Here is a 13,288-nt window from a genome sequence, read left to right as displayed (position 1 = left end):
GTGCGGAGACGAAGGGCACTCACCGCGCTCGGCGGACTCGGCCTCGCCGGTGTCACCGCCGCGATCCTGCCGGGACGGGCCCAGGCAGCCGACGAGGTCCACTTCCAGAACCGCGGCAGCGTCGAGGGCTGGGACCACGCCTACACGCAGAAGGACGGCACCATCGAGACCGTCGACTCGCCGGCCTACAAGGGCGCGCACGCGCTCGCGGCGACCCAGACGTACATCGACGAGACCGGTGGCTACCACTCCGAGGTGATCCGGCGCGGCGCGCAGAGCGTCGGTGAGGACCGGTACTACGGCCAGGCGATCCGTCTCGGGTCCGGCCTCGGGTCCGGCTGGACCTTCCACGACCAGAACGTCACCTTCCAGCAGTGGTCGCCCGAAGACCCGGAAGGGCCCTGGCTGTTGATGTTCGTCATCGGGTCGGAGACCCGGTTCGGCGGTTCCGGGGGTATCAAGGGCACGGCCGGGTCGATCAGCGGCCTGCGGGACAGCTGGATCCGGATCGTCACGCGGCTGAAGCTCGACGGCGACGGCCGGGGCGCCTTCGAGGTGTGGCTGAACGGCACGAGGACGGTGAGCCGGACCGGCATCACCGTACTGCCGGCCACCTCGCAGACAATCCGCTGGTCCAACGGGATCTACTGCACCGCCTGGCGCGAGGGCACTCCCAGCGGCCCGCGGACCCTGACGATCCTGCACGACAACCATCGGATCGCCTCGACCTACGCCCTGGCCGAACCGGCCAACTGGTCCTGACACAACCGACCTTGCCCACCTCCCACCTCCCACCTCCCACCTCCCACCTCCCGGAGGCATTCGCATGACCTCTCGAAGAGCAGTGCTCGGCTCGGCGCTGGGCGGTACGACGCTCGCCGCGCTGCCCCAGGTCGCCCAAGCCGCTGAGGCCACCGCCTCCACTCCGCCAGGCGGTGCCGCCGTTGCCGGCCGCCACCCCTGGAAGCTCCGCAACCGTATGGACTCGGACGCGGCCTGGGCCGGTTTCCTGCGTAAGCAGGACCTGTTGTGGCGCCGACTGCCCACGCTGTGGCACGAGGGACCGTTCCTGGGGGACGGGCGGCTCGGCAGCATGGTCTACAAGGAGCCGGGTGCGAACGCCATCCGCTTCACCGTCCAGCACGGCGAAGTCCAGGACCACAGGCCGGAGTTCGGCAGCGGCTGGGGCACCTGCCGTCTGCCCGTGGGGCATCTGACTCTGGACCCGGTCGGCACCATCACCGCGGTGGACTGGCGCCTGAGCCTGTGGAACGCCGAACTGACCGGCACGATCACCACGGACAAGGGCACCCTGACCCTCGCCGCCCTCATCCACGACGGCGTCCTCGCCGCCCGCGTCACGGCGGCCGGCGACGAGGAGGTCCACTGGACGTTCCACCCGGAGGAGGCGATCAGCCCCCGCAAGATCAGCGAGGCCCCACCGGCGGACTACGTTCCGAACCCGCCCTGGACCACCCGTACCACCGGCGACATCGAGCAGATCCTCCAGCCCCTGACCGGCGGCGGCCAGACCGCGACGGCGTACCGCCACTCGGGCGACACCCTCGTCCTCAACGTCGCCCACAGCCACCCGTCGGACACCAGGGCCGGAGAGACGTCGCTCAAAAGGATCCAGAAGATCCAGAACCTTCAAGAGGCCCTGGGAATCGCCCCGTACGCGGCCCTGCGCGCCCCGCACACCCGCGGCTGGCACACGTACTACCGCAAGAGCTTCGTCTCGTTCCCCGACGAGCGGCTGCAGAGCTTCCACTGGATCCAGCTCTACAAGGTCGCGTCGGCGAGTGTCGCGGGCGGCCCGCCGATGGCCACCTGCGGCCCCTGGCTGGAGCCGACGCCCTGGCCGGCGGTGTGGTGGAACCTCAACGTCCAGCTGGAGTACTGGCTCATCCACGGCTCCAACCACCTGGAACTCGACTCGCTGGCCACCACCCTCCGCCAGAACCAGGAACAACTGACCACGAACGTGCCCGCCGCCTATCGCTCGGACAGCGCCGGAGTGGGCCGCAGCTCCGACATGTACGCCAACCGGGGCGTCGGCAGGCCCGGCACCGGCGCCGAAGTGGGCGATCTGACCTGGGCCCTGCACAACGTGTGGCTGAGCTACCGGCACAGCATGGACGAGAAGCTGCTGCGGGACACCGTCTTCCCCCTGCTCCGCCGGGCGATCAACTACTACCTGCACTTCCTCCAGCCGGGAGACGACGGCAGGCTGCACCTCCCGTCGACGCTCTCCCCGGAGTACCCGGTGGTCCCCCCGCAGGACACCAACTACGACCTGTCGCTCATCCGTTGGGGCTGCACAGCCCTCCTGGAGGCGGCGGAACGCCTGGGCGTCGACGACCGGCTCGCGCCCCGCTGGCAGGAGACCCTGGCCAAGCTGACGCCGTACCCGGTGGACGGCAACGGTTTCATGATCGGCGCGGACACCCCGTACGCCCAGTCCCACCGCCACTACTCCCACCTGCTGATGGTGTATCCGCTGTACCTGGTGAACTGGGACCAGCCGGAGCACCGTGAGCTGATCGAGAAGTCGGTCGTCCGCTGGCACGCGCTGACCGGCGCCCACCGCGGCTACAGCTACACGGGCGCCGCGTCCCTATACGCGATGATGGGCCGCGGCGACACGTCCCTGACGTACCTGAAGAAGTTCTTCGACCCCACCACGCGCTACCCGTGCCGGGCCAACACCCACTACACGGAGGCCGGTCCGGTTATCGAGACCCCCCTGTCGGCCTCCCAGTCCCTGCACGACATGCTCTGCCAGAGCTGGGGCGGCGTCGTACGGGTCTTCCCCGCCGTCCCGTCCACCTGGCCGGACGTCACCCTCCACGACTTCCGCACCCAGGGCGCCTTCCTGGTCAGCGCGGCCCGGACCGAGGGCACCACCCGCTTCATCCGGATCCGAAGCCTGGCAGGCGAGCCCCTGCACCTCCGCCACGACCTGACCGGCGGCCCACTGACGGCACTCCTGGACGACGGCATCCCGGCCCGCACACACACGTCGGACGACGGCCCGCTCACCATCGACCTGCCCAAGGACCGCGAGGTCCTGCTGTACGCGGGACAACGGCCCGACCTTGCGATCGGGCCGGTGGCTCCGGGAGAGCGGGGGGCGGCCTGGGGACTGCCGTAGGCACAGCCGTAGCCGTGCGGAGCAGCTGGGCGGTGCAACGGCGGCGCAGGCCGGTCGCCTCCACGGCTTCGACGAGCTGGTTCCAGGCGCGGAACGCCACATCGAAGCGCCGCCGCTGGGCCTGCTGCACCTGCTGCACCTGCTGCACCTGCTGCACCTTCCGCGCCTGGCGGTGATGGGCGGTCAGGCAGAACAGGAGCCCGGAACATGTGCCCCGTTCCGGGCTCGAACCTGCGGCCAAGCGCTTGGACGGCGCTGGAGCGGACCACCGGGGGAGCGGTCCTGACCTGGGCGTTTCCGGATGCTGAACCCGGAGGTCCGGCGACTTCGACACCCACTCGACCGACGAGGATTCGAACGCGCATTGGCTGCCCCTGCGCATCCCCCGCGCATCTCCCGCGCATCCCGGGTGCAGTTGGATGTCAGCCGAACAACTCTGGCACTGGGCAGGCGTCCAATGGCTCCTCCGGCCGGTCGGCCCAGCCCCACCAGACATGTTGACCGGCACACCTCCACAGCGACCGGCAGGCCCGTCGGCGGTCGTCCTCCCGCTTGGACAGTACGAGGCCACCGGACTCCATGGGCCGGCCGCAATCGGGACAGGCCGGGGCGTCGTTGGTCATGTGGCGCACACTAGCGCTGGTGACCGCATAGGTAGGTTCACCGGGTTGAGGGGGAGCCGTGCCTCGACGCGCCCGTGCCTGGAAAGATCTCCCGCATGTTCGAAGAGAAGCTGGACGCGCTGGCACAGATGATGGCCGAGCATATGGCCGCGCCGTTCCCACCGGGCTTTCGCGGCCTGTCCATCGCAGGCCGGGACATGGTGCTGCTCGATGCGGACTCCTACGCCTACGCGGCCGTTGTCCTCGAAGGCCCGCTCGAAGAGCGGCGTCGCGCCGGCTTGAGCAGGCTCACAGAGGCGTTCGAAAAGGTTCTTCCCGCGATCGGCGACGAGTACGGGGCCAAGTACTACACGCACGTGCGCGACATGGCCGTGCTGGCGGCCGAAATCGAGACCTTGCGCGACAAGTAGACCTCCGACCGCCACGACCATCAGCCGGTGAACCTACGCGCTCACAGCACTACCGGTTGATCGGGATCTCGTAGACGATCTCGCAGTGCGCGGCGGGCACCACGATGTCCGCGGTTTCCACGGGCCGCCCCTTGTCGCTGTAGTACGTCCGCCGGATGTGCGTGACGAGCGCGGCCTTCTGGACGCCGAGTAGGGACGCCTCTTCGGCGGTCGCCTGCCTCGGCTCCGGCTGCTCCACGGCGTGGCTGACGGTGATGCCGATCGCGGCCATGCGGTTCACGACGCCCGCCCCGGCGTGCGGCCCTCCCTCGGGCAGGACGACGAGAGTGCCGGCCGTGAGGGCGTACGGCGTCTTGGAGGTGTGGGTGTTCAGGCGGTCCCACACCACGATCAGCGGGGCCTTGAGCAGGTGGTGGGCCCCGTCGAGCAGGTGGATGCAGTCGCTCTCGGCGAGCGAGCGGCGTTCGCCCTTGCGGCCGGTATGTCGGCGCAGCCGGTAGCACAGGCGGGGAGGCAGGCAGGCAGGCCAGGCCGTCGGGAGGCGGGCCCGGCGCAGGGAAGTGCTCGGCAGCGTGGGTAGGTTGATGGCCACCGACCCAGGAGATGCCCCGTGCCCGGCCGCCCCAGCGTTTTGTTCGTGACTGATCTCGCCTACCAGGCCCGGGGGCGGCGTTACTGCGACGAGGACATCTTCCTGTCGTCGCGGCTGCGGAACGACTTCGACATCGCTTTGTGCCACCCGCTGGATGCCGCCGCTCTCATGGACGCCTTCGACGGGGTCGTGGTCCGCAACAGCGGCCCCGTGCTGCACTATCAGAAGGAGTACGACGCCTTCCGGAACCAGGCCGCAGCGCGCGGCACCAGGGTCTACAACCCGTTGTCCGGCCGGGCCGACATGGCCGGCAAGCAGTACCTGCTGGACCTGACCGCAGCCGGATACCCGGTCATCCCCACCGTCGACCGGCTCCAGGACCTCGGCGCGCTGCCCGGGACCGACCAGTACGTGGTCAAGCCGAAGGCGGGGGCGGACTCCATCGGTCTCGACTTCGTCCCTCGGGACCAGTTGGACGGCCTCACCTACGGCGACATTCTGGTCCAGCCCCGCATCGACTTCCGCTATGAGGTGTCGTTCTACTACGTCGACGACGCCTTCCAGTACGCCCTCCACGCCCCCGACCCCGACCGTCGTTGGGTCCTTGAGCCCTACCAGCCCACGGAAGCCGATCTCGGTTTCGCCCGCCGCTTCATCGACTGGAACACCCTCGATCACGGTATCCAGCGCGTGGACGCCTGCCGTACCCAGGAGGGCGAGCTCCTCCTGGTCGAGTTGGAAGACCTCAACCCCTACCTGTCCCTGGACCATGTCGACGACCCGACCCGTGACGCCTTCGTCGTCAGCATGGCAACCTCCCTCTACCGGTTCCTGGGCATTTCACCCCGCACCTGACCGGCACACTCCCGGTCAGACGCCGCCAGGTGTGCAAACGGTGATGGTCCCGGCGTACAGGTCTTCCAAGCAGAGTCCGCGTTGCTTGTACAACCTTGGGTCCCTCATTGATCCGAACCGAGCGAGGGATCGGGTCCGAAGTCGTTTACCTCCATCGTGGCGTGCCCGCCGGGTGGGCTGGTGAGTCCGCCTTGGACGCGGAAGGGAATGCCGTCGTCGTGGCAGCGGACGGCCGTGTGGTGATTGCTGTCGGGCAGGTCCATCCAGACGGTCCTGCTGCGTCGCTTGATCACCGCCTCCGGCGCCGTCGTTCAGTCGGCGATGGCGACCCCGTATCCGCGTGCGAGGGCGTCGAGGCCGTGGTCGTAGCCCTGGCCGACGGCCCGCAGGCGCCAGACCGGACCTCTGCGGTAGATCTCCGCGAGGAGCATGGTGCGTTCGGTTGTCGCGGCGTCCAGAGTGGCCCGGGTGAGGGGTGATCCGCTGTTGCCGGGAGCCGCACTGATCTGGATCGCGCCGACCGTCCCGAAGGTGGTTGCGCCGTCGATGGCCGCGGCGACGACGACCTTTCGGGTAGCGGGCGGCAGGGACGCGAGATCGAGGGCGATGGTCTGTTCGGCGGGACCGCCGGTGAGGAGCCGCACGGTGCCGGCGGGGCTTTCAGGGGCGCCGTAGAAGATGAAGTCCTCGTCGAAGGTGACCTGTTCGTCATCGTCGAGGATGAAGGCGACGACGTCGATCTCGCAGTCGGCCTGCGGAGCCCAGCTGGCGGTGACGTACCACTCCGGCGAGGGTCTGCCGTTTGGGATGGGCAGGTCGATGACGCCGCCCCTCGGCATCACGTGCGGCTCCTTCGGCCGGACAGCAGCCGCGGCAGGGTCGGTGGCCGTCGGTGATGTGAGCCAGTCCGCGTCGTGTACGGGGAGCGCGAGGAGGGTGATGCGGCTCATGCGGCGGTCCTTCTCACCGTCAGCGAGAAGCACAACGTCGGTGACACTGGCGGACAGGTTGACCGCTGCGGATCCACCCAGCTCGACGACGCGGGTACGAGCTGCGGCGGCCTCGGTATGAGCACCGCCAAGCACCAGCACCCGGCGGCTCACCAGCGGCTTGGCCAAAGCGCCGGCCGAGTCGCCTGGTTGGCGCGGAGCGGGGACGGTTGCGCCGGGGGAGGACGGCGGCAGGACAGGCACTTCGGGGACGGGTGCTGTGGTGGATCCGGGTTCGGCGGCCTGAGCTGCTGCCGTAGCCGTCTCTTTCGCCGTCTCTTTCACCGGCGCGATCGCGGCGGAAGCGGCCGTCGGCTCATGCACTGTCCCGGCCTGCACGTCGGCCAGCAGTCGCAGGAAGGTGTGCTCGTCGATGACCGGCACACCCTCGGCGGCTGCGCGTCGGGCCTTCGCGGATCGGGACGCCGACTCGTTGGTGACGAGCACGCTGGTGTGCCGACTCACGGAGGTCACCATGTTCAGTCCGGCGGCAACGGCCCGCCCGACCAGCTCCGCCCGCGCGTGTGCGGTCTCACCGGTTATCGCGATCTTCATCCCCTGCAGCAGCGGCCCGCCGGGAGCCGGGCGCCCCGGATTGCGGTAGGCACACGGTGTCTTGGGCGGCTTCGGCGTGAACGGCGATTCCGCCCGCGGTGGGCAGCTCACCAGCGGCAAAGGCAGATCGAGCCGCGCCGCCTCGCGCAGCGAAGCCCGCAGGATCCCGGCAAGCACCCGGGTGTCGTCCAGCGCATCGTGCGCGCGCTGCTGCGGTACGCCGTAGTGGGCGGCGAGCGTGCCCAGTTTCATGTCGTCCGTCGGCGGATCCACCTGACGATTTAAAGCCAAGGTGCAGAGTCGCTGGGACACCGGCAGCCACATCCGGGCACGGGTGAACTCGTAGGCCAGGAAGTCGTAGTCGAACTGAGCGTTGTGAGCGACCAGGACCCGGTCCTGGAGCATCGCTCCGATCCGCCCGGCAACCTGGTCGAAGGTAGGCGCACCCTGCAGTCGCTCGACGGTCAGCCCGTGCACGTGCACCGGTCCCGGGTCACATCCCGGGTCGAGCAGGGTGGAGAACTCCCCGGTCTGCTCGCCGTCCGGTCCGATCGTCACCACCGCGACGGACAGCACCCGGTCCCGCCGGGCTATGAGCCCGGAAGTCTCCACGTCGACCAGGGCCCAGTCGCGGGCGTAGTCGCCCGTGGCGGGCAGGTCAAAGGGGGTGGAGGCGAGACTCATGGCGCCAAGGATGATCCGATATGCGGCCCTCCTTCAACCTGTATGTCGTTTTGCCCCGCTCTGGAATGGCGTACTGCCCTGCTGACCGCAGAGAGACCGCACCAACTTCGGGAGATTTTCGGGAAGAACACCCGCCAAAAGCCGTGCGGAACCGCTCTCAACCGGACTGGAGCACTCTTCAGCAGAGAGCCGATCCGGCCTTGCTCCGCCGCGATGCCGCGCCCACTAGCACGCCTCTGACCAGCAAAAACGCCCTCCCGGAGGGAGGGTGGAAGCGATGTGTGTGCAGAGCGCCCCCGGCAGGACTCGAACCTGCGGCCAAGCGCTTAGAAGGCGCCTGCTCTATCCACTGAGCTACGGGGGCCGGGTGTGGTGGCCTCGGTCGGGGTGGGCCCGGGTGTGGGCCGGTCCTTGACGTTGCCGGGGACAAGGATAGGGCTCCCGGGTCCTTGTCCTGGTTGCTTCCCCTCCGTGGCTCAATGTGGAGGTTCGGTGAAGCGGTCCTGATAATCGCAGGCAGGTACGAATCGTGCACCGCTTTTGCCGTCTGGCGCATCGGGTGTTGTCCACTCGTTATGCCTGGACTGTGCCTACGTCCTAGTCGTCCCTTCCGTCCCTTCTGTTCCGTCGGCGCGCAGACATGCTCATATGCTTCAGAATTCCCCTAAAATTGGGCATTCTTCACATGTGGTGACCTTGGACGTACGGCCTCAGCTGATCGACGCACTTTCCGCCCTGCGCGACCGTGTCGCCGCCGCACGCTTCCCGCTGCCCCTGCCCGGGGCTCCACGCGCGCGTGCCAACCGCGACGAACTGCTCGCGCAACTCGACGACTACTTGGTGCCCCGACTGAGGGAACCTGAAGCGCCCTTGCTCGCCGTTGTGGGCGGGTCCACCGGGGCCGGCAAGTCGACCCTCGTCAACTCCCTTGTGGGGCGCCGGGTCAGCGAGGCCGGCGTACTGCGGCCCACGACCCGGACGCCGGTACTGGTCTGCCATCCCGAGGACCACCACTGGTTCAGCGGGATGCGCGTCCTGCCCGACCTCACGCGCGTGTGGATGCCCCCCCAGGAGCCAGGACAGGACCCCGGTGACGATCTGCTGCTCCCCGGCGAGGACGGGGCACGGGTCCTGCGCGTCGAGACCGCCGAGAGCCTGCCGCGCGGACTCGCCCTCCTCGACGCCCCCGACGTCGACTCCCTCGTCGCCGACAACCGCGTCCTCGCCGCAGAACTGATCTGCGCCGCCGACATCTGGATCATGGTGACCACGGCCGCGCGGTACGCCGACGCCGTCCCCTGGCACCTCCTGCGCACCGCCAAGGACTACCAGGCCTCCCTCGTCACCGTCCTCGACCGGGTGCCCCACCAGGTGGTGTCCGAGGTGTCCCGGCAGTACGGCGCCCTCCTCACCAAGGCGGGCCTCGGCGACGTACCGCGCTTCACCGTGCCCGAACTGCCCGAGTCCGCCTGGGGCGGTGGGCTTCTTCCGGCCACCGCGGTGGCCCCGCTGCGTGCCTGGCTCACCCAGCAGGCGCAGGACCCGGCCAGCCGCCAGCAGGCCATGGCCCGTACGGCGTACGGCGTCCTCGACTCCCTCAAGTCCCGCATGCCCGAGCTGGCCGGCGCCGCCGCCGCACAGTACTCGGCCGCCCTACGGCTCACCGCGGCCGTCGACGGGGCCTACGACAGCGAGCACGCGCGCGTACGGGGGCGGTTGCAGGCCGGTGCCGTCCTCGCCGGGGACGCGCTGAAGCGGTGGCGCGCCTTCCCGCTCGACTGCTCCGCGGGTGAACTCCTCGACGCCCTCGCGGAGAGCCTCTGCGCCCTCCTGCTCTGCTCCGTCACCGCCGCCGACGAACGCGTCGACGACGCCTGGCGCCGTGAACCCGCCGCGGATGCCCCCGGACTGACGGGCCGCGACCCGTCCCAGGAGAGCGTCGAACACCGCATCGGGATGGCCGTACGGCGGTGGCGGCGCGAGCTGGAGGAGTACGCCGAGGAGGAGCTGCGCGACCTCGACCGGAATGCCGCCACGGATGTCGAAGCGGTCGCCGCGCTCGTCGCCACCGCGCTGCTTGGCGGGCGACGGGCCCGGTCCGCGGGCGAGGGGCTCGCCGAACGCATCGGCGCGCACGGCGCCCTGCGACTGCGCGACCGCGGCGGACGGCTGCTCGCCGACCACCTGGACCGGGTCATGCAAACCGAACGCGAGCGCCGCCTCGCCCCGCTCGACGCCCTCGACGTCCACCCGGAGCCCCAGGCCGAACTCATCGCCGCGCTGTCCGTACTGCAGAAGGAGAGGTGACCGCGGTGACCGCCGTCACTGACCACGACCACCACGACGCCTCGACCGAAAACGTGCCTCCACGGGAGGACTTTTCCGACGGCGACAAAGCCGAGCAGAAGGAGGGAGAGGAGAGGGAGAAGGAAGAGCAGAGGGAGGGAGAGGAGACGGGCCCGGAGATGGGCGAGGAACAGGGCGGCGAGGGTGAAGCGCCCGAAAACGACGCCCCCGGGAAGGCCTTTTCCCTCGGCGGAGGCGGAGGCGCAGACGGCGATGGCGATGGCGATGGCGATGGCGATGCCGACGGAAACGGCGACGGCCACACGCGCGTGGCCGTCGGGCGTACGGACCCCCGCCCGGAGTCCGAGTCCTCCGGCGCCTGGGACGACGGTCTGATCGCCCGACGCGTGTCCGAGACGGACCCTCCCGTGCGCGAGACGGTCGTCGAGACCCGGGTCTCCAACAGCGTCCCCCAGCCTGTGATGCCGCTCGCCTACGACGGGCCGCTGCGCTCGCGGCTCGACGCGCTCCGTGAGCTCGTGGGGCTGTCCCGTACCCGGCTGGACAGCAGAACGCTCGCCGAGGCCGGCCGGGTCCTCGACGAGGCGGCGGCCCGGCGCAGGCTCTCCGGGCAGCACACCGTCGTCGCCATCGCGGGCGCCACCGGCAGCGGCAAGTCCCAGCTGTTCAACGCCCTCGCCGGAGTGGCCATTTCGGAGACCGGGGTACGCCGGCCGACCACCGCCATGCCCATCGCGTGCAGCTGGAGCGACGGCGCGGCGACCCTCATCGACCGGCTGGGCATCCCGGGACGGCTGCGCCGGCGCCCGCTGCAGAGCGCGGAGGCCGAGGCGCAACTGCGCGGCCTGGTCCTGGTCGACCTGCCCGACCACGACTCGGCGGCCGTCCAGCACCGCGAACAGGTGGACCGCGTACTGGCACTGGTCGACGCGGTCATCTGGGTCGTCGATCCGGAGAAGTACGCGGACGCCGTCCTCCACGAGCGCTATCTGCGGCCCATGGCCGGGCACGCGGAGGTCATGTTCGTCGTCCTCAACCAGGTGGACCGCCTCCCCGGGGAAGCCGCCGACCAGGTCCTCGACGACCTGCGGCGACTGCTCGACGAGGACGGCATCGCCCTGGGGGAGTACGGCGAACCGGGGGCCACCGTACTGGCGCTGTCCGCGCTCACCGGGGACGGCGTCGGCGAACTGCGCGAGGCGCTCGGGCAGTTCGTGGGTGAGCGTGGGGCCGCGGCCCGCCGGATCCCGGCCGACCTCGACGCCGCCGCATGGCAGCTGCGGCCCGTCTACGCCACCGGACGGCGTGCTGGGCTGAGCGAACGGGCCCGGGACGAGTTCTCCGACCGGCTCGCCGACGCGGTGGGCGCCACCGCCGCCGGCCAGGCCGCCGAACGTGTCTGGCTGCGCAACGCCAACCGCGCCTGCGGCACGCCGTGGCTGCGGCTGTGGCGGTGGTGCCAGGAGCGGCGTGAATCCTCCACCGGCCGCTTCGCCGTGAGCGAGCAGCCGGACGAGGAGGCCACGGCCCGTCAGCGTGTCGAACAGGCAGTGCGTACGGTCGCTGAGCGGGCGTCGGCCGGACTGCCCGCGCCGTGGGCACTGGCGGTGCGCGAGGCGGCCGTACGGGGGGCTCAGGGCCTGCCCGAGGCGCTGGACGAGCTGGCGACACGCGCCGGGACGCCCTCGGGACGGCCGCCCCGGCCGGGCTGGTGGCCGGTCGCCGTGCTGGCGCAGGCGTCCATGACGATCCTTCAGATCGTCGGCGGGCTGTGGCTGGTGGCCCAGATCGTCGGGGTCATGGCGCCGAACCTGGGCGTGCCGGTGCTGCTGATGTCGGTGGGCATCGTCGGCGGTCCGGGCGTGGAGTGGAGCTGCAGACTGGCGGCTCGCGGCCCGGCCCGCCGGTACGGCCTGGAGGCGGAACGGCGGCTGCGGGAGGCGGCGGCCGGCTGCGGCCGGGCCCGGGTGCTGGATCCGGTGGCGGCGGAACTGCTGCGGTACCGCGAGGTACGGGAGCAGTACGTGCGGGTCACGGGGGCTCGTGCGGTGGTGGGGTGAGCGCGGGGAAACCGGCAGGTCGCAGGGGTTGAATCCCGGAGGGGTGACGGGAGAAGGAGACGTGGGTACCTCGGACGGGTGACGGAGTTTTCCACAACCGGCCGGTAGTCCACAGGGCTCAGCGGGCTCGGACCGACGGATGCATTCTGGCTTCGCGGCGATCACGACGGACGCGATCGGCGCGAAGCGGTGACCGGAGAAGTTCTCGTGGTCGGGAAGTTCTCGCGGTCGCCGTGTCGGAGGCAGCCGTACGGGACGGGCCCGTACGGGTATCCGCCCGGCGCGAGTGTGCCGGGACCGGGAGGGGTGGTTCGCGTGAACGAGACGATGGTGTGCGCGGTGGGCAATGTGGCGACGCAGCCGGTGTACCGCGACCTGGCGTCGGGGGCGTCGGCGAGGTTCCGGCTGGCGGTGACCTCGCGCTACTGGGACCGCGAGAAGAACTCGTGGACGGACGGACACACCAACTTCTTCACGGTGTGGGCGAATCGAGCGCTCGCGACGAACGTCGGGGCATCACTGGCGGTGGGCGAACCGGTCATCGTGCAGGGCCGGTTGAAGGTGCGCACAGAGATGCGCGACGGGCAGAGCTGGACTTCGGCGGACATCGACGCCGTGGCGATCGGCCACGATCTCGCGCGGGGGACGTCGGCCTTCCGGCGCTCCGCCGGCCCGCCCAAGGGCGAGGCCGCGGCACCGCCCCGTCCCGAACCCAGTTGGGAGACACCGGTCGACGACGAGGGCGGGACCGGGGCTCAACAACGGCGGGAGCCCGCTGCGGTGACGTGACATCGGGCCTCGGTGGGCGCGGGCGCAGACCGGACTGAGGCTTATCGGTGGACTGACCGACATATGGATGATCTTGGCGATAACAATTCCGAGTCGGATCGGTTATCCGATGACAGGACTGGGAAGTGCGGTGCGCCACATCCCTAGTACTACAGCCGGTGGTTCACGTGACGTGACGGTGGCTGGCTCGTTGCTCCGTTCGTGGGGTTGAAACTGCCGCTGGGCGTGGTGCGGACGGACGAGCTGACTGAGGGCCAAGTCCGGTCGCTT

General features: G+C 70.1%; 9 protein-coding genes, 1 tRNA gene and 1 pseudogene. 7 read left to right on the top strand and 4 right to left on the bottom strand.

Annotation, left to right across the window (positions count from 1 at the left end):
- From G3I71_RS06750 to G3I71_RS06740, 3 genes are all read left to right on the top strand, one after another.
- On the top strand, positions 1-762 hold the full coding sequence (locus G3I71_RS06750) for a heparin lyase I family protein (RefSeq protein ID WP_164313006.1): 762 nt from the start codon (positions 1-3) through the stop codon (positions 760-762).
- A gap of 64 nt (positions 763-826) precedes the next feature.
- On the top strand, positions 827-3,154 hold the full coding sequence (locus G3I71_RS06745; RefSeq protein WP_203729564.1) for a Tat pathway signal sequence domain protein: 2,328 nt from the start codon (positions 827-829) through the stop codon (positions 3,152-3,154).
- Positions 3,155-3,872: 718 nt separating this feature from the next.
- A complete protein-coding gene (locus tag G3I71_RS06740; RefSeq protein ID WP_164313005.1) occupies positions 3,873-4,187 on the top strand; it encodes a glycosyltransferase family 1 protein in 315 nt (104 codons plus the stop codon).
- Between the two features lie 49 nt (positions 4,188-4,236).
- Here the strand turns inward: G3I71_RS06740 and G3I71_RS06735 are convergent.
- Positions 4,237-4,536 (bottom strand): annotated as a pseudogene (locus G3I71_RS06735) (UTRA domain-containing protein); the annotation flags it as partial.
- 261 nt (positions 4,537-4,797) lie between these two features.
- Here G3I71_RS06735 and G3I71_RS06730 point away from each other — a divergent pair.
- Positions 4,798-5,634 carry a hypothetical protein gene (locus tag G3I71_RS06730; RefSeq protein WP_164313004.1) on the top strand — a complete coding sequence of 279 codons (837 nt, stop codon included), beginning with the start codon at positions 4,798-4,800 and terminating at the stop codon, positions 5,632-5,634.
- 104 nt (positions 5,635-5,738) lie between these two features.
- Here G3I71_RS06730 and G3I71_RS06725 read toward each other — a convergent pair whose 3' ends face one another.
- The 3 genes from G3I71_RS06725 to G3I71_RS06715 all read right to left on the bottom strand — a co-directional run bounded on the left by G3I71_RS06725 (position 5,739) and on the right by G3I71_RS06715 (position 8,226).
- Positions 5,739-5,897: a hypothetical protein gene (locus G3I71_RS06725; RefSeq protein ID WP_239148980.1), complete on the bottom strand. Its 159-nt coding sequence runs from the start codon at positions 5,895-5,897 to the stop codon at positions 5,739-5,741.
- A 48-nt stretch (positions 5,898-5,945) separates the two neighbouring features.
- Positions 5,946-7,862, bottom strand: a complete 1,917-nt coding sequence (locus tag G3I71_RS06720) for a TerD family protein (protein ID WP_164313003.1) — start codon at positions 7,860-7,862, stop codon at positions 5,946-5,948.
- 291 nt (positions 7,863-8,153) lie between these two features.
- Positions 8,154-8,226 (bottom strand) — tRNA-Arg (locus tag G3I71_RS06715).
- Between the two features lie 323 nt (positions 8,227-8,549).
- Here G3I71_RS06715 and G3I71_RS06710 point away from each other — a divergent pair.
- From G3I71_RS06710 to G3I71_RS06700, 3 genes are all read left to right on the top strand, one after another.
- Positions 8,550-10,169 (top strand): dynamin family protein, encoded by a 1,620-nt coding sequence (locus G3I71_RS06710; protein ID WP_164313002.1) that lies wholly within the window; start codon positions 8,550-8,552, stop codon positions 10,167-10,169.
- A gap of 5 nt (positions 10,170-10,174) precedes the next feature.
- Positions 10,175-12,229 carry a YfjP family GTPase gene (locus G3I71_RS06705; RefSeq protein WP_164313001.1) on the top strand — a complete coding sequence of 685 codons (2,055 nt, stop codon included), beginning with the start codon at positions 10,175-10,177 and terminating at the stop codon, positions 12,227-12,229.
- Between the two features lie 315 nt (positions 12,230-12,544).
- Entirely contained in the window at positions 12,545-13,018 is a 474-nt protein-coding gene (locus tag G3I71_RS06700; RefSeq protein WP_164313000.1) for a single-stranded DNA-binding protein, read from the top strand.
- Positions 13,019-13,288 lie beyond the last annotated feature (270 nt).

Origin of the sequence: Streptomyces sp. SID12501 (assembly GCF_010550245.1) — a bacterium.
Taxonomy (GTDB): domain Bacteria; phylum Actinomycetota; class Actinomycetes; order Streptomycetales; family Streptomycetaceae; genus Streptomyces.
The sequence above is the reverse complement of the archived record's forward strand: the minus strand, read 5'-3'. Positions and strand labels throughout refer to the sequence as shown.

Bases quoted from the DNA above. Each gene is read 5' to 3' on its own strand.
- G3I71_RS06720 (WP_164313003.1), bottom strand. From the start codon at position 7,862: ATGAGTCTCGCCTCCACCCCCTTTGACCTGCCCGCCACGGGCGACTAC.
- G3I71_RS06740 (WP_164313005.1), top strand. From the start codon at position 3,873: ATGTTCGAAGAGAAGCTGGACGCGCTGGCACAGATGATGGCCGAGCAT.
- G3I71_RS06725 (WP_239148980.1), bottom strand. From the start codon at position 5,897: ATGGACCTGCCCGACAGCAATCACCACACGGCCGTCCGCTGCCACGAC.
- G3I71_RS06745 (WP_203729564.1), top strand. From the start codon at position 827: ATGACCTCTCGAAGAGCAGTGCTCGGCTCGGCGCTGGGCGGTACGACG.